Raw genomic sequence first — 19,044 nt, 5'->3', positions numbered from 1 at the left:
ATGAGTTTGCGCCATTTTTTGACCTTATCTGATTTAACCAAACAAGAACTAGAAAACTTAATCAAACGCGCAAGCGAATTGCGTAAGATGCAACACGCAGGCGAGATATATCAGCCTTTTGTTGGTCGTACGCTTGGCATGATATTTGAAAAATCTTCAACGCGTACCCGTATCTCATTTGAGACGGGCATGGGTCAATTTGGTGGTAACGCCATATTTTTATCACCAAACGATACGCAGCTCGGTCGCGGCGAGCCACTAGAAGATTCAGCACGCGTGATTTCTAGCATGGTTGATATCATTATGATTCGTACCTTTGGGCACGAAAAAGTTGAAACCTTTGCTGAATACTCAAGCGTACCGATTATCAATGCGTTGACCGATGACTATCATCCATGCCAATTACTCGCTGATATGCAAACCTATTACGAGCATCGCGGTAGTATCGAAAATAAGATTGTGACTTGGGTTGGTGATGGCAACAATATGTGCTCATCATTTATGCAAGCTGCCAATCAGTTTGGTTTTGAATTACGTGTCGCAGCACCTTATGGTTTTGAGCCTGATCCGAAACTTATGGAACGCTTTTCACACTGCGTCAGTCTGGTAGAAAACGTACAAGACGCGGCAAAAGATTCTAACTTAATTGTCACCGATGTGTGGGCAAGTATGGGTCAAGAATCCGAGCAAAATACGCGTGCACGTCGTTTTGCTCCTTATCAAGTGACGCCGTCTCTATTAGACAAGGCTGATCCTGAAGTGGTATTTATGCACTGCTTGCCAGCCCATCGCGGCGAAGAAATCTCTCATGACATGCTTAATGACCCACGCTCTGTCGTATGGGACGAAGCTGAAAACCGCTTACATGCACAAAAAGCATTGATGGAGTTTTTACTCAAAGACAAAATCAAGTTGCCTGCATAACTTAGGCTATTCTATCAAAAGACAGTGAGATCAATAGTAAGATAACTTGCTAGTACACTCCTAAATAAGTTCCTATATAAAAAAGCCGTCCAGATCTGGACGGCTTTTTTGTTTATACAAATGATTTAGAGATAGTTTAACGCGTAAGCGTCGTCACGCCATTAGCACCTGCTTTTAGCAAAACATCTGCTTGATTTGCTGCAAAGATACCATTGCAGACCACACCCACGATATTATTTAGCTCTTTTTCAAGCGCGATTGGATTACTCACATCCAAATCATAAGTATCTAGAATGACATTACCATAATCAGTGACAAAGTCTTCACGATATACTGGTTCACCGCCTAATTTGGCCAATTGGCGAGCCACATAAGAGCGTGCTTGTGGTAATACTTCAATCGGTACCGGAAACGCGCGACCTAAGATATCAACGCTTTTGCTATCATCGACCATACAGACGAACTTGTTTGAAGCTGCTGCCACAATCTTTTCGCGAGTCAATGCACCGCCGCCGCCTTTGATAAGTTGCAAGTGCTCGTTAACTTCATCAGCACCATCGATATAAACATCTAACGTGCCAGCAAAGTTTAAATCGACTATTTCAATACCAAGCGCACGAAGTTTGTCTTCTGTCACCTGTGAGCTAGCGACAGCGCCAGCAAGCTTCAATTGTGGCAACAACTCAATCAAACAATTGACCGTACTACCTGTCCCTACCCCAAGTATCATATCGTCTTCGATATAGCTTAGAGCAGCTTTGGCCGCGGCTTGCTTTTGTGCTTGCTGATCACTCATCATAAATCCTTGGAAAATAAACGTATGGTCTTAAAAAAAGTAAAAGGCTAAAAGAGGTAAAATGCGCGGCTATTATAACCGATGCTATTAACGGATGTTAGCGCATCATGACGCTAATTTGTGAGTCTTATAGTACGTAGCTAAGGCTTAACTTCGGCAAATACCTGCAATTCATGTAAATTCAAGCACGAAATCCCAAGAAAACTGCAATTGAGTCTTGCAAGATACTAAAAATCGGCATAGGCTAATCTATTTCGTTTTTATATTCATCTACACTTTTTATATTCACTCTGTTTAGGGATTACTATGCTGTCACACTGGGTACGAGCCATCTTACAAGCCACCGTCTATGACGTTGCTATTCAAACACCACTTGAAACGGCGCCCAAGCTGACCCAACGTTTTGCCAATGACATTCGATTTAAACGTGAAGACTTACAACCGGTCAAATCATTTAAATTGCGCGGTGCCTATAACCGTATCAGTCAATTGAGCGATGAGCAAAAAGCGCGTGGCGTCATCTGTGCTTCAGCAGGTAACCATGCGCAAGGCGTGGCTTACTCTGCGCGCAAATTATCACTAAATAACATCATCGTCATGCCAACCACGACTCCTGATATCAAAGTGGATGCGGTAAGAGCACTTGGTGGCAATGTAGATCTGCATGGTGATAGTTTCGATCAAGCAAACCGCTATGCGATTGACCGCGCTGAACGCGAGGGACTTACCTTTATTCCACCTTATGACGATGAACTGGTCATCGCAGGACAAGGCACCATCGGTCTTGAGCTGACCCAACAGTGGCGCAACATGGATTATGTGTTTGTTGCCGTTGGTGGTGGTGGCCTGATTTCAGGCGTTGCCGCATTTTTGGGAGAAGTTGCACCACATGTCAAAGTGATTGCGGTAGAAGCTGAGCAGTCAGCCTGCCTAAAAGCAGCGCTTGAAACAGGTGAACGTGTCAAGCTCGAGCAAGTAGGATTGTTCGTTGATGGGGTGGCAGTCGCACAGATTGGTGAATTACCTTTTGACGTTGTCCGTACGCAAAAAAGCGATAACTCAGGTCCTATCGTTGAGCCTGAAGTGATCACTTGTACCAATGATGAAGTGTGTGCAGCTGTCAAAGATATCTTTGAAGAAAATCGCAGTATCGTTGAACCTGCTGGCGCGTTGTCAGTCGCTGGTATGAAAAAATATATCGAAGCCAATAATATTCAAGATAAAAACTGCGTCGGTATCATTTGCGGTGCCAATATGAATTTTGACCGCCTACGTTATATCGCTGAGCGTACCGAAATTGGTGAGAAAAAAGAAGCCATCTTTGGGGTTACTATTCCTGAACAAACAGGCGCTTTCTTAAACTTCTGTCGCAGTCTACACGGCCGTAACATCACAGAGTTTAACTACCGTGCTGACAGCAAAAAGTCACCAGATTCAATGGAGCCTGCTTCAATCTTCGTCGGCATTGCTTTAAAAGAAGGCGAAAAAGAGCGTCAAACCATCAGTAACCAATTGTCAGACGATGGGTACACTGCTCACGACCTGACTGATGATGATATCGCCAAATCACATATCCGTCATTTGATCGGTGGTCATGCTCATGTCGAAAACGAGCAATTGCTACAAGTGGTATTCCCAGAACGTCCAGGCGCATTGCTAACGTTCTTAGAGAAATTGGGTGATGACTTCAATATTACCCTATTCCATTACCGCAACCATGGTGCTGCTGAAGGACGTGTGCTGGTTGGCTTACAAGCCTCTGAAGGTAACTCTCGTCAGCTACAAGACGCGCTTTTAGATATTGGTTATGACTGTGCCACGGTCAATGACAACATTGGCTATCAGTTATTTTTGAGATAGTAAAAATAGACGTAATGTCTCTTATCTAATGGCAGTTTTTAAGTCGATTAAAAACTGCCATTTTCATATTAATAATAATTATGAGCTGGCAGGTATGGCACAGTGATAAACAAAGTATTAGTGATATTGACCTGTCTGATTTTCGTGCTTATAGGTTATAGAGTCCTTCAACCTAAAAATACGATACATCAGCCGGCAACCAATGCAGCAGCAGATATCGTAACGCAACCTACTCTTACCTCTACTGACGTCGATAACATTGATGACATACCGCCAACATACGTTGATTTGGGTACCACTTCAACATCAGCGCCAACTGCAACTCCAGTCTTATCGACACAACCGGCTTCAAGCTTTTCATGTGATGGCAGAACACATTGCTCACAAATGACATCATGTGCAGAAGCCACTTATTTCACAAACTACTGTCCTAATACCAAAATGGATGGTAACCACGATGGTGTGCCTTGTGAACAACAATGGTGCAACTAACTACAGTCATCAAATCTATTTGCAAATATGAAAGTTGCCCTAATATTGTTTATATAAAACTATGATTTAATATATAAACGAATGCAGAGTAACTCTTATGAAGAAAAATACTGATGATAACAACCAAGGTTTGGTAAAAATCCGTCTCGATAAATGGCTATGGGCAGCTAGGTTTTATCGTACACGCACCCTAGCCAAACAAGCGATTGAAAGTGGACGCGTACACTATGCCGGTAGCCGGGTAAAAACCAGTAAAGAGATTTCTGTCGGAGATGAGCTAACCATTCGCCAAGGCTCAGCGACCGCGATGACCGAAAAGACGGTCGTTGTTGAGGCGCTATCTGCACAGCGTGGCAATGCGACTGCCGCTGAGGTGCTATATTCAGAGACAAAAGAGAGCGAAACCCGCCGTGCGTACTATGCCGAACAACGCAAACTGGCCAATCTTGCTCGTCCTGATAACAAGCCCAACAAAAAAGAACGCCGCGATCTACAACGTTTTAAAAGTAATCAAGATTAAAACCGTTTCACTATCTCTCCTTTTGGCCATGCATCATATGGCCAAATTTCCATTGTTAAATGACGCTATTGTTTAGTCTCTATCCTTGCCATTCCAAGCATTAAGCGTTACGCTAGCAGCTGATTCAATCGATTGCATGCTAATAAAAGCCGCATTAACAATGCCGGTCTCTTATAGCATGTTTTTTTTGTTATAGAAGGTCATATTATGCTGATGAAAGCCTGTACTCCCTCGTCTGTATTATTGGTATGTTTGGGAAATATCTGCCGCTCCCCTACTGCTGAAGAAGTTTTTCGTCAGCAAGCAGCGATTGCTGGACTATCCATAAAAGTAGACTCAGCAGGCACCAGTGATTGGCACGTTGGCAGTGCGCCTGATGCTCGCTCACAACGTCATGCTAAATCACACGGCTATAAAATTAATAAGCTGGTCGCTCGTCAAGTCAGTGCCAATGACTTTCGTGATTTTGATCTAATCTTAGCCATGGATTCACAGAATTTAGCTGATCTGCAAGCGATCAAAGACAGCATTGCAGAGTCAGAAGATAGTTTAGCAACACTAGCGCTGTTCAGTGAAGAAGACCCTACCTATTGCGGCAGTGATGTACCAGATCCATATAAAGGCGATAACGATGATTTCGAAGAAGTGATCGAGCGTATCGAATCAAGCGCCCAAGCTTGGATAGAAAGCTGGAAAGCCTGCTAGCCATACCGTCTATATTTCTGCTACTCTTGCATCCGGTATCCTCTATAATATAGTTAATCCTCTATAAAAGAGCTACAGCGTTAACCTCGCTTGAAGTATCACAGTTACGTCTGCACTCAGTTGCCTTGTATCTCTTTTAAATTGAATCAACTATAGCTACCTTATCATTTATTATCCTTTTGCCACATAGGCTATGTTATGACCCAAGCTTCACGCCTTGACCACAGTACTCAGTCTACCATCAGCTCTGATGTTTTGAATGTTTCAGCGACTGCCGTAGTCAATGATTCAATCGACTTGTCGCATGACAATACTATGGCACTGGCCTGTGTTGCTGATTCTGTCGTGACGTTAGAGAATGAGGCGCAGCTTGATGATTTTATGGCAGCTTATATAGAGGATACAGCAGACAAGCTACCACTGTTTGTACTGTCTGGCGGTAGCAATGTTTTATTGCCTGCCGCTTTGAAAGCCATAGTATTACAGCCAAAGATGCGTGGTATTCATCTGACCAATCAAACCGACGATTATGTTGATATCGAAGTAATGGCTGGCGAGAACTGGCATGATTTGGTCGTACATACGGTCAATCAAGGTTGGTATGGATTGGAAAACCTTGCCTTAATACCAGGTCTGACGGGCGCAGCACCCATACAAAATATCGGTGCATATGGCGTACAACTAGAAGACCGCTTACGGTATGTACGCGCCTATCATTTGCCGACACAAACTTGGCACCATTTGTCAGCTGCTGATTGCCAATTTGGCTATCGTGACAGTATCTTTAAACGCACACCAAACACATGGCTTATTAGCCGTGTAGGTTTCAGATTACATACTGATCCTGCCAATATTCTAGCCAGTTATGGCGATGTACAGACTGTGGCGCAGCGCTATGCGGAGCAACAAGGGCGCGAGCAAGCGACGCCTGCTGACGTTATGCAAGCCATTATAGATATTAGACAACAAAAACTACCAGACCCAAAGCAGCTACCTAATTGTGGCAGTTTTTTTCAAAACCCTATTATTGCTCAGGAGCAGTTCACGGCGCTGCAAGCAACTTATCCAGCTATCGTTGGTTATCCGATGCCTGATGCAATGGTAAAGGTGGCTGCAGGCTGGCTTATTGAGCAAGCAGGATTAAAAGGTGGCGGCATTGCACCTATTTTTACTCATAAGCAGCAAGCACTAGTACTGACCAACCACACGCCTCAGCAAGCTACGCAAGAGGATGTAGCCATAGCGCAGAAATATATCGCAGCTACTGTCTATGAAAAATTTGCCATTCAATTGTCACGTGAGCCAGTCTGGGTAAATGCCGATGGCTCAATTGGATATGCTGAGCATGTGGCCTAAAAAATCATGGTCTAAGCGGCTATTATCTAAACGATTATGGCGATATTACTTACGGTTTTCTGAACGTATGGTGACGCTATTCCGCATTATCAATATTACTTTTATACTAGGCTCTACCTCTGTCATTTTAGTGATTATTAGCTTATTTACCCCGCTGTTTTCGCAAGCAATCGTTTATATCTTTTCTCTATTGCCGCTACCTGATATGCCTGCTGCTGCCATGAGCTCCCCGCCTACCGCTTATGTAGTCTTAGGCGGTGGTCTGACTAATGACCATAACAACCAGATTATCTTGAATCGCTATAGTCTCAATCGCGCCCGTACCGCTGCAGGTGCTTATCATGACTTACCCCTACCGATCGTACTGAGTGGCGCCGAAGCTCCATGGCTCGGTCAATGGTTGATGGAACACGGTATCGACGGACTGATAAGTGAAAATGCCAGCATGAATACATGTGAAAACGCCCGTTTTACGGCCAAACGTATTCCGCTACGCCATGTATACCTGATTACTGATAGCTATCATATGGCACGTGCACGCAGACAGTTTGCCTTAAATGGTATCAATAGCACACCACTCCCTGCGCCACTGCCAGTAAGACGCGACTGGATGAAGCCTGCTCACAACTTAAGTCACTCACGGCGTGCTGTCTATGAAGTCGCAGCCTACCTGCGAGATGTGATACGTCCACAGATGGACTGCCGCCATGCCAAAGATGTGACTTCACAGCAGCTATTGACCCCAAGAGGCAGTGTTGCAAAAAAATCTGACGAATAAACGTTAAAGATGTATACGATACCATTGAGAAACTCATTCTAAGTGCTACCGATCATCCACTACATTTGTGATGGGTGTATAATAATAAGAGACACTGCTATTTAAGAGATTTGCCATGCTCAGTATATTTTTATTAATTCCATTAAGTCTCATGCTGTTTGTGGTTGCTATTTGGGCAGTGCGTTATGCGGTCAAGTCAAATCAATTCGAAGATCTGGACAATGCATCACAGCGTATTATATTGGATGACCGTCAAGAACGCCGCCAAACCATACAGGCTCATGAACGCTCAGCACCTACTCAGCAACAAGATGAAACAGCGGCAACTGTTGGAAATAACGATCATTCTGAGATAGATAAAAACTCAAAAATCTAATTTATCTACCTTATACATGCGTAATTTATTGGTGCTGTTTTATTAACCAGTTCAGCACTAGCAAGTTCGCCCTTTACCATTCTTAGGAGACGCATTCATGACCATCGCTTTACTTGTGGCGGCATTACTAATGGGATTCTTTGGTTCACCGCATTGTTTAGGCATGTGTGGCGGTCTTGTGACCGCGTTTGGCCTATCTATGAAAGATGTCAGCCCCGCCAAACGTCGTGCTTTGGTGGCCACTTATCATCTTGGGCGTTTAACGAGTTACGCATTATTGGGTTTAATCGCAGGGCTTATCGGTATTACTGTATTAAAGCCATTGATGATGGGTAATAGTACACCGCGTATTTTATTAGGATTGGTACTGGTATTCGTCGGTGTGACGATGCTTGGTGCGCCGTTTTTGACTAAGCTTGAGCGTTTTGGTATGCGCTTTTGGCAGTATCTTAGCCCATTGCGTCAAAAGGTATTTCCACTCAATACTTTTCCGCGCGCATTAACAGCAGGTTTGCTTTGGGGCTTTTTGCCTTGTGGTTTGGTATATGGCGCTCTATTGATTGCGGTCGTTGCTCATAATCCATTAAGCGGTGCTGCGTTGATGTTTGTCTTTGGTCTAGGAACCATACCAATGTTGGTTGCGACGCATGAAACGGTCGGTTGGCTACGTGATAAGATTGGACGTTTTCGCTTAAGACAGTTAAACGGTGCGGTTATGGTAATATCAGGTTTGGCAGTAGCGGTCGTGCCCATGGTCATGGCAAATATGCATGGCAGCCATGGTGAGATGAACCATGGTAGTCACACTGCTATGATGTCTGATATGGGCTCTCATGATATGAGCCAAATGAATCATGATATGGATATGGCAGAAGACATGGATCATAACATGCAAAATATGGACAACCATATGGACCATAGCATGCATGACATGAGTGATGAATCAATGGACATGAATCACCATGAGCATACTGAGATGATGGAACACGCTCAATAAAGTTATCGGTAACAGATATTATTAACACTTCGCATATAGAAAGCCCTCAATACCATTTTTGATATTGAGGGCTTTTATTTTTTGAATAATGCTCAGTTTATAGCAACTATTCCTGCCATTGCTCAAGCGTGAACTTGGTTTCTAAATGCTTCTCTAATGCCGGTATATTAAAAGCATCATCCTCACTCACAAAGCTAATACTAATACCTGTCTGACCCGCACGGCCCGTACGACCAATACGGTGTACATAATCATCTGGCTGATCAGGCAAAGTAAAGTTAACCACGTGGCTAATATCATCGACATGGATACCGCGCCCTGCTACATCTGTCGCTACCAAAATAGATGCATGACCATCTTTGAAACGCTGTAAGTACTTCTCACGTTTTTGCTGAATGACATCGCCCGATAGCATCACAATATTATGCGCTTGACGTAGTTTGTGATACAGACGCTTTACTTGGTCTTTACGATTGGCAAAGACGATGACCTTCTCTACTGCTTCATCACTGATAATACGCTGCAAGGCGTCTAGCTTTTGATCTTCTGTCAGCAAATAAAAATGCTGATCTACTAACTCGCTGGTCTTATGTTCAGGCTCAATTTCAACAAACTGAGGCTCATGTAACCAACGATAGGCCAAATTCATAACATCTTGGTTAAAGGTTGCAGAAAACAACAAGCTTTGGCGATCGGTATTGGCAGGCATTCGACCAACTAGGCGCTTGATATCAGGAATGAACCCCATATCTAACATGCGATCGGCTTCATCAAGTACCAGTACCTCCACTCTATCTAGATACACCATGCCTTTATTAGCAAGATCAATTAGACGGCCAGGCGTCGCTACCAAGATATCAACGTATTGACGTTCAAGCTCGTGCTGCTGAGTTTCATAGTTAGTACCGCCCATAATACAGACGCTATGTAGCGAGGTATATTTGGTTAATGCAATACAGTCATCAAATATTTGCTGAGCCAATTCGCGAGTTGGCGCCATGACCACAGCACGCGGCTCACCAAGATAGCGCTCTTCGTCATTGGTAAATGGACGCTTAAGCAAGGCTTCCATAATAGTCAGTAGAAAAGTCGCTGTTTTCCCTGTGCCCGTTTGCGCCTGTCCGATAGCATCTTGATGTGCCAATGTATGCGGTAGTATCTTTGCTTGAATGGGCGTCAATTCAGTAAAGCCTAGATCACTTACTGCGCGCAGGGTCGCTGTTGAAAGTGGCAAATCAGTAAACGTTGTAAAATTGCTCAAAAAAATATCCTTTTAAATGAATTACTTGTATTTTATTAATTATAAATAGGCTCACAATGAACATTTATAGTGTCAAATGTAGCGCTTGAACCGTAATCAGTAAGAGTAGCTTTATTAAGTCTGCGGAAAACCATCAGACATATAGGCATAAAAAAAGCCAAGCCCGAATCCAACCCTACCAAATATGCTGCAGTTCACTCAACATAGGTAAGATAAGATGGGCTTGACTCAGTAGTATATCAGTAGTTTGTACAGACATTATAACTAAACCGCTTTAATGTCTGAGTAAATTACTCTTCTATCTTTCTGACTTCTTCAGCTTGCAGACCTTTGTCACCTTCTACTACGCTGAACTCAACTTTTTCGCCATCCTTTAGAGAACGATAGCCATCACCCTGAATCGCGCGGAAATGGACAAAAATATCTTCTCCGCTGTCACGTTGAATGAAACCAAAGCCTTTTGAGTCATTAAACCACTTAACGATACCTTGCTCACGAGCTGACATAATATTACTTCCTAAAAAAGTCCGCTTAGCCCTAGCTTCCTTTGCGACATTGCATATAAACAGGGTCTAAGATTATGAAATCAAAAATTAAGAGTATTACTACTCTACTTACCATCGTCTATGTAGTACTTCAATTACCTACATAGTGCTTCCATAACGAATTCGCTAAACGCCCTTATCGTCATGAAATTTGATGATAGCAACAAACTTGCAATATTTATTGCATAAAAAATATCATAGCACGGGTTTTTAGCAACATAAAGACTTTTAATATGCTTTTTGATATCTAAATAATTTTTTTAGACAAATTTTTATAACCTAGCTGGCAAGCTGTTATGATAAAGAGCAAAATGCGTTGAAGCTGGTTTAGTACGGTGACCCGCACCTTAGATTATTCTTATATTATAATAAATTATTAACATCGCTCAATAGTTACCGAGACCATTATGACCTCTTCTACTCCATCAAAAACAGCCGAACAATCGACTAACGAAAATTCAATTCAAATATTGACTCATAAATTACTACTGGTAAATGGAGTAAATCTAAATTTACTAGGTAAGCGAGAACCGCACATTTATGGTCATACCACACTTGCTGATATAGAAAAGCAACTAGTTGAGCACGCCGCTCGCCACGGTGTAGAGTTAATATGTATACAGTCCAACCATGAAGGTAAGCTAGTAGACGACATTCAACATCATGGATTATTGGCGGACAAATCTGCTCAAGTCGATGCTATCATTATCAATCCGGCTGCATTTACGCATACTTCAGTGGCTCTGCGCGATGCGCTACTAGCTACCCAAAAGCCATTTATAGAAGTACATTTATCCAATGTCCATGCCCGTGAGCCTTTCCGTCACCATTCATATCTAAGTGATGTTGCGGTCGGAGTCATTTGCGGCTTGGGACAATTAGGCTATCAGATGGCGCTTAATTACTGGTTAAGCAATATGTATGCAGTTGACACAAACAAATAATATGACGGCGTTTACTTTTTATAAATGATTACTCTCGTCTTCACACATTAGTCAAACAGTAATCTTGCAATTAAAATAATAGAATTACGACTGAGCAAACAACCCATTATACGGTGACATGAATGGCAAAATCGTCCGGAAAACGCTTTATGAAACTCGCTGGCATGACAGCGAGTATTGCTGGCAAAGCCGCCAAAAACTCATTTAAGCATCTCTCAAGTGACGAAGAAAAACGTCTGCAAGCTCGCTCAGATCTGATGCAAGATGTGGGTGTTCAAATTGCCGAAACGTTGGGTGAGATGAAAGGCGCAGTGATGAAGGTCGGACAGATTGCTTCACAATATAAGGATGTGTTCCCGCCTGAGGTTGCGTCAGCGCTCGAAAAGCTACAGAAAGATGCGCCGCCAATGCCGTATGCGCAGATACGAGCCCAAGTTGAACGCGAACTGAAAGCGCCGATCTTAGAGTTGTTTAGCGAGTTTGAAGAGACGCCTTTTGCCGCAGCATCCATTGGACAAGTGCACAAAGCGACGTTGCCATCGGGTCAAAAGGTAGTGGTCAAAGTCCAGTACCCTGATGTCGATGAAAACTGCGATAGCGATCTCAAACAAGTACGTATGGCATTAAAAATCGCTGGCGTGCTCAATATGAGTAAGCAGCTACAAGAGCAGCTTTTTAATGAGATTCGCCAGAGCCTGCACGATGAATTGGACTATGTCAAAGAAGCTCATAACTTACGAGTATTCGGTGCTTTTCATGCAGAAGATGAAGGCCTTATTGTTCCAAAAGTGATTAGCAGCCATTCTTCTAGACGGATTTTAACGCTGACCGAAGAAATGGGAGAGACATTGACTGTCGCCGCGACGTGGGACAATGACATCAAACAAAAAATAGCTGAGCGCCTATTTCACTTTACCGCAGGTCAGCTGTTTGGGTTGTACCGTATGCACTGCGATCCTCATCCGGGTAACTTTGCGTTCCGTCATGACGGCAGTGTCGTGGCTTATGATTTTGGTGGCATCCGCAGTTATAGCGATAGTGAAGTGCAATTATTCAAACGCTTTGTCAAACATGCGCTAAGAGGTGACGTCACCGCACTTGAACAGGATTTGATTGCGCTAGATATTCGCCGCGAAGATGACAAGAACATCCCTGGTGAGTTTTATGAAAAGTGGCTATCGATTGGTCTAAAACCTTTATCCATTAGCCCGTATCAAGAAGGAAATTTTGATTTCGGTAGTAGCCAAGTCCATCACGAGGCCATTGCACAGATGCGTACGTCTTTGAAGTACTTCGGTCAGTTTCAACCCTCAGCCACCACTATGATGCTAGACCGCACTGTATCAGGACAATATTGGAATCTGGTCAATCTAGGCGTCGAGATCGACCTGTCACCACTGGTTGATGAATATATCGATGCGTAGTAGGTATGTTGACTGTCACGATTGAATCTATCTCTAGATATGCAGCGCGTGTCCACAACGATCGCAAAAGTCTGCCCCTACTGCATGGCCGAATTTACCACAGTTTGGACAAGTCACTGGGTTAAGTTGTGGACGCATATTACGTGCTAACTCTGACGTAAAAATACCTGTTGGTACCGCAATAATCGAATAACCCGTGATCATGACCATGGTTGCAATTGCTTGCCCGAGCGGTGTTTTGGGTGACATATCACCATAGCCAACCGTCGTCATCGTAACAACTGCCCAATAGATAGACAGTGGAATACTGGTAAATCCATTCTCCGGCCCTTCTACCACATAAATAATCGAACCAAAGATGGTTACCAATAATACAAGCGATAAGAAAAAGACCGTAATTTTCTGCTGACTGGTTTTTAATGCAGACGCCAAAAACCCAGCCTGTTGCATATAGGCTTTGAGCTTAAGAACACGGAACACGCGTAAAATACGTAATACCCGTATCACGAGTAGATACTGCACGCCTACAAACATTAAGCTCAAATAACTTGGCAATACAGACAGTAAATCCACTATCCCAAAGAAGCTAAAAGCATAGCGTAAGCGGTTGGGTGCTGAAAACAGCCTTAACGCATACTCAATGGTAAACAAAATGGTAAAAAACCACTCTGCATAAAAGAACAACGTGCCATACTGCAAACGCATATATAGCACACTATCAAGCATGACGACGGCCACACTGGCTAAAATTGCAATCAGCAATACAATATCAAAGAGCTTACCCAAACGAGTGTCTGTGCCTTCAATAATGATATGCGTACGGTTACGCAAGTGTGTAAGAGCTTCGGCGGTTGGTTGCTTCATAGAATCAGTACTTTATAAAATCAATGGCTTGATAGCACGCAATGACTTAAAATGTGATGGATAAGGGCAAGTTGGTCAAAATAGCTAAAACTGGTTTATAATATCGCTCACCTATCACAGTGAATACAATCTATAAGTTGCCACAGTGTAGCAAAAAAGCACTCTCAACAACATACAAATCGTTAACGTGCCAGTAGCGCTACTACCTCAAATAGACAAAGTAATGATAGTATAAAATCAGGCAATCAGATATCGAAGGTTGTTGTTGATCACTCTTTTTACCCATAAAAATAGTACGTAGAACTTAAGGATGTTATATGGCAGGCCATTCAAAATGGGCAAATATTAAACACCGTAAAGCCCGTCAGGATGCAGTAAGGGGTAAGATATTTACCAAAATTATTCGTGAAATCGTTTCAGCTGCCAAACAAGGCGATCCCGATCCTGACAAAAACCCACGCTTACGTGCCGTTATCGAAAAAGCCCTATCAGTCAATATGACGCGCGACACGATTAATCGAGCTGTCGACCGTGGTACAGGCGGCGGTGATAATGAAAACATGGAAGAAGTCAGTTACGAAGGCTACGGTGTCGGTGGTGTAGCTGTATTGGTCGAAACCATGACGGATAACCTTAACCGTACGGTCAGCGAAGTACGTCATGCTTTTACCAAGAATGATGGTAATCTTGGCACATCAGGCTCAGTGGCGTATCTATTTACTAAACGTGGCGAGATCACTTTTAACGATGTCAGCTTAGAAGATGAAGTCATGCTCGTTGCACTAGATGCGGGCGCCGTTGATATCGAAAATGATGGCGAAAGCTTACTCGTTATCACTGAATGGGAAAGCTTCGGTCAAGTTCAGGATGCCCTTAATGCGGCTGGTCTTATTTCTGATAACGCCGAGGTCACTATGTCACCCTCTACCACGGCTGAGATCGACAATGTCGATGATGCTGAAAAGATCATAAAGATGATTGATATGCTAGAAGATGCTGATGATGTGCAAGAAGTTTATACTAACGTGAACTTCTCTGCTGACGTCATGGCTCAGCTTGAAGCATAAGCTTATTAATTGTTCAGTAAAAAGGGCCAGATACTAAAAGTATTTGGCCCTTTCTTATTAAGATAGCTCCAGACTCAGTTTTATGTCCAACTTCCTTCTAGTGCTAGTAAATACTCTTTTTTATCTAGCCCGCCTGTATAGCCACCGAGCTTACCGTCGCTCGCAATCACTCGATGACAAGGCACGATAATGCTAAAAGGATTTTTGCCATTGGCCTGCGCAACCGCACGGAATCCCTTTGGACTGTTGACACGCTGCGCGAGTGTGGCATAGCTGATGGTTTCGCCATACTCAATACCTTGTAGTGCCTGCCATACTCTTTGCTGAAAATCAGTACCCATAGAGAAGTCTAAAGGTAAATCCAACGTCTTGCGTTTACCATCAGCATAGTCTTTAAGTTGAAAAATCGTTTCTATTAATAACGCTTGAGCAGGTTCATTCATGCTTAGGCTATTTTTATCTATGAAGGTAAAGTCTTCATCTGTCAGGCCATAGTACTTTTTAAGTTTGGGTACAGATTTTGAGCTATGCCATGAGTTACCTGCCAGCAGCCAGTTTGCTTCAACGAGCATAGGCTGACCATGCCCATTGTCACGAGCAATCAGTGTTAATCGATGTAACCCAAAGGCTGCTGTGGTAACTATCATAGCGTCTACTTCCCTATTGTCTTAAAAATAATTTACCAGCTAAAACTGGCTATTTTATTCTTTATCATCGGTCTCGAACAAAGCGGCGACAAATTGCTTCGGACTAAAAGAACGCAAGTCATCAATCGACTCACCCACACCAATATAGCGGATAGGCACATCTGTCGTTTCGGCAATATTAAACACCACGCCACCTTTAGCAGTACCATCTAACTTAGTAATAGTAATACCTGTCAGTGGCACAACTTTATTAAACAGTTCGACTTGGTTGATAGCATTTTGACCCGTGCCAGCATCCAGTACAATCATACCTTCATGCGGAGCACTTGGATCCGCTTTACGCATGACACGTACGACCTTCTCTAACTCTGCCATCAAATGTGTCTTGTTTTGCAGACGTCCCGCAGTATCTGCGATGAGCACATCGATATTTCTCGCTTTGGCTGACTGCATCGCATCAAAAATGACAGAAGCGCTGTCAGAACCATGACCTTGCGCTACCACTGGAATATGATTGCGCTCGCCCCAAATCTGTAACTGCTCAGTAGCTGCCGCACGGAACGTATCGCCCGCTGCCAGCATGACTGATTTGCCTTCACCTTGTAGACGCTTGGCAAGCTTACCAATCGTTGTAGTTTTACCTACGCCATTGACACCTACTACCAATATAACAAACGGCTTTTTGCTAGTATCAATCACCAATGGCTCAACTTTTGGTGTGAGGATATCGACCAATTCACTTTGCAATGCTTTATATAAAGAGTGTGCATAGATCAAGTCACCACGATCTGTCTGTTCGGTGAGGCTCTTGATGATACGGTTCGTCGCGTTGACGCCAATATCGGCTACCAGTAGCTGATCTTCGACTTCTTCTAATAGCTCGTCATCAATCTCCTTACCACCGATTAAGATACTGACCATGCCTTCGGCTAAGTTTTTGCGTGACTTACTGAGGCCCGTTTTCATACGGTTAAACCAGCTGCCCTTTTTCTTATTCTCTTTTGTCTCTTGTGACTCTGTAGCAGACTCTTTGCTAGTAGCTGCCTGTGTGTCGCTTTCAGCCACTGGGTTTACACTTGGCGTATCACCCAATTGCTCTTGCAACGGCATAGCAGGAATGGTTGACGCAGTATTAGTTTGACTTGTAGCGGCTGTCTCTGTAGCGCTTGAAAAGCTTTCAGAATTACCTTTAGGGACGTTATGCTCTTCTGTCATGACAATTGGCGTCGCCAAAGCAATATTGTCCGCAGCATCATTACTAGAGACGTCTTGGTTTACCGTACTGTCCTTTTGTGGAGCAACACTCTCTGTTTCATCAATAATGGGCACAGATTGCACCGGTAGACTGGGTAAGGTAATATCATCGTCATCTAAGTCATCAAGACCAGCATCAAGGTTAATGACTACGCGGTTGCTATTGTTTGGGTTGTTCATAAGTTTGCCCTAAAAGTTATCACGATCAATTATTTGTTTATTGTTAATGGATTTATAGGTTGTCATCTGGCTACGAGCGACATGACGCTTAATTTTGACCTATTTTAGCATAATTCAAGTCATGCTCAGCCCTTACCCTATTAGACTATTGTCAAAATTTATCTGTTTAAAAAATCACTCAATGATTTGAGAAAGTTTTGCTTAAGGTTTAGACACAAAATTCTGACCTGTTACTTGTCAGACTTCGCCTACTCTACCAAGACTTATTCGATAAATACTTATTAGGAATCCGTTATGTCATTATTCTCTAAGCACTATAAGAAAATCAGCAGCATAAGTGTGGCTGTTTTATTAACGACGACTATATTGGTGACGGGTTGCACCACGACGCAAGAGTTTAGACCGACTGCTAGCGTTATGGTTGGTGCTCAGACCTCTTTGTAATGCCATTTATCACTATGATTAGCATTTAATTCTTCTATTATTATTTTATATAAGTAGACCATACCATGCCATTGTCTTTACCTCTAGCAGCTGCGCCATTACGCATTGCTTGTGCCTTAGCAGTAGCAGCGTCACTTGCTGCATGTCAAACCAACACGGTGCCTACTAATTCTGCAACTGCGACAAGCTCAATCGCAACCGATAGCTCGGCTCAAAATATATCAAATGAAAATAAAACGAGCAAAGACACTCAGCCGTCTGAGTTGACAATGGACATGTCAGGTCGACATGAATATCAGTTAGAAAATGGTCTAAAAGTCGTTATAAAAGAAGACCACCGTGCCCCAGTCGCTATGACACAAATCTGGTACCGAGTGGGCTCGGCAGATGAGCCTCTTAATAAAGGTGGTATATCTCACTTACTCGAGCATATGATGTTCAAAGGCACGACCAACGTTTCTAGTGATGATTATGAGCGGCTAATTGCTAAGTTTGGCGGCGTCAACAATGCCTTTACCAGCTATGACTATACCGGATACTACGAGCTGTTCCCTGCCAATCGTATGCCGTTAGCGCTAGAGCTTGAAGCAGATCGCATGAAAAACCTTATATTCGATGACAAAGAATTTGCCAAAGAGCATCAAGTAGTCATGGAGGAGCGCCGCCAACGTACTGACGACAATCCGCTTGCCAAAGCGTATGAGTCATTTCGTCTGCTAGCTTTGCCTGACAGCCCGAAAGGTGAGTCTGTCATTGGACCTATGAACGAGCTAGAATCGATCAAACTTTCAGATTTAAAAGACTGGTATAAGACATGGTATGCACCAAATAATGCAACGTTAGTCATCGTCGGTGACGTGCAACCACAAGAAGTACTTACTCAAGTCAAACGTTACTTTGGTGATTTAGAAAAAAGCAACCTACCCAAACGTACCTCTGTGACTCAAAAAGGCTTCCGTGGTTATCAAAAGGTAGACTCTGAGCAAGCCGTACAAGTGCCCGTTATACTGATGGGTTACAACGTGCCAAGCCTTGCAACGGCAGGCAGAAGTAATGAAAAGCAAGCTTATGCCCTGTCACTCGCTCAAGATGTGATCGATGGTGGCTTATCTGCACGCTTAGAGAGTCGACTGATACGTGAGCAAGGTCTTCTAACCACGGTTGGTACTTCTTACGACTTACTAGATCGCGGCGATGGGCTGTTTTTAATACAAGCAACGCCGCGTGAAGGCGTTAGTTTAGAGCAAGCACAACAAGCCATAACTTCGGAAATAGAAAAGCTGAAAACCGATCCTATTGCCAATGATGAAATCAGTCGCGCCAAGACTAATACAGTTACTGGTTTGATCTACGCGCAAGACAGCATGGAAGGACAAGCACGTATGATTGGCTCGCTACAATCTATCGGTCTAGATGACAGACTGCTTGCTAAGTTACCAGTTAAGCTCGACGGTATCAGTGTGGCTGATATTCAGACTGCTAGTAAACAGTATTTGGTCAAGGACAACTTGACGGTGATGCATGTCGTGCCACCTAAAGACAATAAAACCCCAGCGAAATAGTCGCTATATATGATCAAACGTCTCATAAAAATGGCCATAACACCGTAT

Annotated in this window: 21 protein-coding genes; 14 read left to right on the top strand and 7 right to left on the bottom strand. The window is 43.3% G+C overall.

What is annotated here, in order from left to right; genetic code table 11:
- Complete coding sequence (argF, locus tag V6252_RS03100) at positions 1-924, top strand: ornithine carbamoyltransferase (protein ID WP_057760398.1); 924 nt, start codon at positions 1-3, stop codon at positions 922-924.
- 136 nt (positions 925-1,060) lie between these two features.
- On the opposite strand, the gene rpiA is transcribed toward argF, so the two are convergent.
- Entirely contained in the window at positions 1,061-1,720 is a 660-nt protein-coding gene (gene rpiA / locus V6252_RS03095) for a ribose-5-phosphate isomerase RpiA (protein WP_057760400.1), read from the bottom strand.
- Positions 1,721-2,026: 306 nt separating this feature from the next.
- Here rpiA and ilvA point away from each other — a divergent pair, with 306 nt between their 5' ends.
- Positions 2,027-3,580 carry a threonine ammonia-lyase, biosynthetic gene (ilvA, locus tag V6252_RS03090; RefSeq protein WP_101205019.1) on the top strand — a complete coding sequence of 518 codons (1,554 nt, stop codon included), beginning with the start codon at positions 2,027-2,029 and terminating at the stop codon, positions 3,578-3,580.
- Between the two features lie 188 nt (positions 3,581-3,768).
- On the opposite strand, the gene V6252_RS03085 is transcribed toward ilvA, so the two are convergent.
- Positions 3,769-3,990, bottom strand: coding sequence for a hypothetical protein (locus V6252_RS03085; RefSeq protein ID WP_341609439.1), 222 nt, complete (start codon positions 3,988-3,990; stop codon positions 3,769-3,771).
- On the opposite strand from V6252_RS03085, the gene V6252_RS03080 reads away from it, so the two are divergent.
- The 7 genes from V6252_RS03080 (at position 3,968) to V6252_RS03050 (ending at position 8,804) form a co-directional block, all read left to right on the top strand.
- Positions 3,968-4,072, top strand: coding sequence for an excalibur calcium-binding domain-containing protein (locus V6252_RS03080; protein ID WP_201579448.1), 105 nt, complete (start codon positions 3,968-3,970; stop codon positions 4,070-4,072). The genes V6252_RS03085 and V6252_RS03080 overlap by 23 nt on opposite strands.
- A 97-nt stretch (positions 4,073-4,169) precedes the next feature.
- Positions 4,170-4,592 (top strand): RNA-binding S4 domain-containing protein, encoded by a 423-nt coding sequence (locus V6252_RS03075; protein WP_102091790.1) that lies wholly within the window; start codon positions 4,170-4,172, stop codon positions 4,590-4,592.
- Between the two features lie 207 nt (positions 4,593-4,799).
- The gene (locus tag V6252_RS03070) at positions 4,800-5,297 is read left to right on the top strand and encodes a low molecular weight protein-tyrosine-phosphatase (RefSeq protein ID WP_191113680.1); all 498 of its coding nucleotides are present in this window, start codon (positions 4,800-4,802) and stop codon (positions 5,295-5,297) included.
- Positions 5,298-5,612: 315 nt separating this feature from the next.
- Positions 5,613-6,653: a UDP-N-acetylmuramate dehydrogenase gene (gene murB / locus V6252_RS03065; RefSeq protein ID WP_425355849.1), complete on the top strand. Its 1,041-nt coding sequence runs from the start codon at positions 5,613-5,615 to the stop codon at positions 6,651-6,653.
- Entirely contained in the window at positions 6,619-7,431 is an 813-nt protein-coding gene (locus V6252_RS03060) for a YdcF family protein (protein ID WP_341609235.1), read from the top strand. The genes murB and V6252_RS03060 overlap by 35 nt, the downstream gene beginning before the upstream one ends.
- A gap of 115 nt (positions 7,432-7,546) precedes the next feature.
- Positions 7,547-7,807 (top strand): cbb3-type cytochrome oxidase assembly protein CcoS, encoded by a 261-nt coding sequence (gene ccoS / locus V6252_RS03055; protein ID WP_341609234.1) that lies wholly within the window; start codon positions 7,547-7,549, stop codon positions 7,805-7,807.
- Between the two features lie 97 nt (positions 7,808-7,904).
- A complete protein-coding gene (locus V6252_RS03050) occupies positions 7,905-8,804 on the top strand; it encodes a sulfite exporter TauE/SafE family protein (protein WP_341609233.1) in 900 nt (299 codons plus the stop codon).
- 106 nt (positions 8,805-8,910) lie between these two features.
- Here V6252_RS03050 and V6252_RS03045 read toward each other — a convergent pair whose 3' ends face one another.
- Positions 8,911-10,065: a DEAD/DEAH box helicase gene (locus tag V6252_RS03045; protein ID WP_102091784.1), complete on the bottom strand. Its 1,155-nt coding sequence runs from the start codon at positions 10,063-10,065 to the stop codon at positions 8,911-8,913.
- Between the two features lie 290 nt (positions 10,066-10,355).
- The gene (locus tag V6252_RS03040; RefSeq protein WP_057760416.1) at positions 10,356-10,571 is read right to left on the bottom strand and encodes a cold-shock protein; all 216 of its coding nucleotides are present in this window, start codon (positions 10,569-10,571) and stop codon (positions 10,356-10,358) included.
- Between the two features lie 446 nt (positions 10,572-11,017).
- On the opposite strand from V6252_RS03040, the gene aroQ reads away from it, so the two are divergent.
- Together aroQ and V6252_RS03030 are read left to right on the top strand one after the other, a co-directional pair.
- Positions 11,018-11,554, top strand: coding sequence for a type II 3-dehydroquinate dehydratase (aroQ, locus tag V6252_RS03035; RefSeq protein WP_341609232.1), 537 nt, complete (start codon positions 11,018-11,020; stop codon positions 11,552-11,554).
- A gap of 122 nt (positions 11,555-11,676) precedes the next feature.
- A complete protein-coding gene (locus tag V6252_RS03030; RefSeq protein WP_341609231.1) occupies positions 11,677-12,978 on the top strand; it encodes an AarF/ABC1/UbiB kinase family protein in 1,302 nt (433 codons plus the stop codon).
- 33 nt (positions 12,979-13,011) lie between these two features.
- Here the strand turns inward: V6252_RS03030 and V6252_RS03025 are convergent, their stop codons facing one another.
- Positions 13,012-13,842, bottom strand: a complete 831-nt coding sequence (locus V6252_RS03025; RefSeq protein ID WP_057760421.1) for an ion transporter — start codon at positions 13,840-13,842, stop codon at positions 13,012-13,014.
- 317 nt (positions 13,843-14,159) lie between these two features.
- Here V6252_RS03025 and V6252_RS03020 point away from each other — a divergent pair, with 317 nt between their 5' ends.
- The gene (locus V6252_RS03020; protein ID WP_341609230.1) at positions 14,160-14,909 is read left to right on the top strand and encodes a YebC/PmpR family DNA-binding transcriptional regulator; all 750 of its coding nucleotides are present in this window, start codon (positions 14,160-14,162) and stop codon (positions 14,907-14,909) included.
- 80 nt (positions 14,910-14,989) lie between these two features.
- Here the strand turns inward: V6252_RS03020 and V6252_RS03015 are convergent, their stop codons facing one another.
- Both V6252_RS03015 and ftsY read right to left on the bottom strand, forming a co-directional pair.
- Positions 14,990-15,556 (bottom strand): methylated-DNA--[protein]-cysteine S-methyltransferase, encoded by a 567-nt coding sequence (locus V6252_RS03015; protein WP_341609229.1) that lies wholly within the window; start codon positions 15,554-15,556, stop codon positions 14,990-14,992.
- 54 nt (positions 15,557-15,610) lie between these two features.
- The gene (ftsY, locus tag V6252_RS03010; protein WP_425355848.1) at positions 15,611-16,522 is read right to left on the bottom strand and encodes a signal recognition particle-docking protein FtsY; all 912 of its coding nucleotides are present in this window, start codon (positions 16,520-16,522) and stop codon (positions 15,611-15,613) included.
- 762 nt (positions 16,523-17,284) lie between these two features.
- Between ftsY and V6252_RS03005 the strand changes: the two genes are divergently transcribed.
- Positions 17,285-17,434 carry a hypothetical protein gene (locus tag V6252_RS03005; RefSeq protein ID WP_156410696.1) on the top strand — a complete coding sequence of 50 codons (150 nt, stop codon included), beginning with the start codon at positions 17,285-17,287 and terminating at the stop codon, positions 17,432-17,434.
- 65 nt (positions 17,435-17,499) lie between these two features.
- Entirely contained in the window at positions 17,500-18,996 is a 1,497-nt protein-coding gene (locus V6252_RS03000) for a pitrilysin family protein (protein WP_341609228.1), read from the top strand.
- Positions 18,997-19,044: the final 48 nt, after the last annotated feature.

The organism is Psychrobacter proteolyticus (genome assembly GCF_038155145.1).
In the GTDB taxonomy this organism is placed as follows: Bacteria; Pseudomonadota; Gammaproteobacteria; order Pseudomonadales; family Moraxellaceae; genus Psychrobacter; species Psychrobacter proteolyticus_B.
Note: the sequence above shows the minus strand (reverse complement) of the source record. Positions and strands in the feature narration are given on the sequence as shown.

Coding starts and splice junctions, on each gene's coding strand:
- argF (WP_057760398.1), top strand. CDS start 1: ATGAGTTTGCGCCATTTTTTGACCTTATCTGATTTAACCAAACAAGAA.
- rpiA (WP_057760400.1), bottom strand. CDS start 1,720: ATGAGTGATCAGCAAGCACAAAAGCAAGCCGCGGCCAAAGCTGCTCTA.
- ilvA (WP_101205019.1), top strand. CDS start 2,027: ATGCTGTCACACTGGGTACGAGCCATCTTACAAGCCACCGTCTATGAC.
- V6252_RS03080 (WP_201579448.1), top strand. CDS start 3,968: ATGACATCATGTGCAGAAGCCACTTATTTCACAAACTACTGTCCTAAT.
- V6252_RS03075 (WP_102091790.1), top strand. CDS start 4,170: ATGAAGAAAAATACTGATGATAACAACCAAGGTTTGGTAAAAATCCGT.
- V6252_RS03070 (WP_191113680.1), top strand. CDS start 4,800: ATGCTGATGAAAGCCTGTACTCCCTCGTCTGTATTATTGGTATGTTTG.
- murB (WP_425355849.1), top strand. CDS start 5,613: ATGGCACTGGCCTGTGTTGCTGATTCTGTCGTGACGTTAGAGAATGAG.
- V6252_RS03060 (WP_341609235.1), top strand. CDS start 6,619: ATGGCTCAATTGGATATGCTGAGCATGTGGCCTAAAAAATCATGGTCT.
- ccoS (WP_341609234.1), top strand. CDS start 7,547: ATGCTCAGTATATTTTTATTAATTCCATTAAGTCTCATGCTGTTTGTG.
- V6252_RS03050 (WP_341609233.1), top strand. CDS start 7,905: ATGACCATCGCTTTACTTGTGGCGGCATTACTAATGGGATTCTTTGGT.
- V6252_RS03040 (WP_057760416.1), bottom strand. CDS start 10,571: ATGTCAGCTCGTGAGCAAGGTATCGTTAAGTGGTTTAATGACTCAAAA.
- aroQ (WP_341609232.1), top strand. CDS start 11,018: ATGACCTCTTCTACTCCATCAAAAACAGCCGAACAATCGACTAACGAA.
- V6252_RS03030 (WP_341609231.1), top strand. CDS start 11,677: ATGGCAAAATCGTCCGGAAAACGCTTTATGAAACTCGCTGGCATGACA.
- V6252_RS03025 (WP_057760421.1), bottom strand. CDS start 13,842: ATGAAGCAACCAACCGCCGAAGCTCTTACACACTTGCGTAACCGTACG.
- V6252_RS03020 (WP_341609230.1), top strand. CDS start 14,160: ATGGCAGGCCATTCAAAATGGGCAAATATTAAACACCGTAAAGCCCGT.
- V6252_RS03015 (WP_341609229.1), bottom strand. CDS start 15,556: ATGATAGTTACCACAGCAGCCTTTGGGTTACATCGATTAACACTGATT.
- ftsY (WP_425355848.1), bottom strand. CDS start 16,522: ATGAAAACGGGCCTCAGTAAGTCACGCAAAAACTTAGCCGAAGGCATG.
- V6252_RS03005 (WP_156410696.1), top strand. CDS start 17,285: ATGTCATTATTCTCTAAGCACTATAAGAAAATCAGCAGCATAAGTGTG.
- V6252_RS03000 (WP_341609228.1), top strand. CDS start 17,500: ATGCCATTGTCTTTACCTCTAGCAGCTGCGCCATTACGCATTGCTTGT.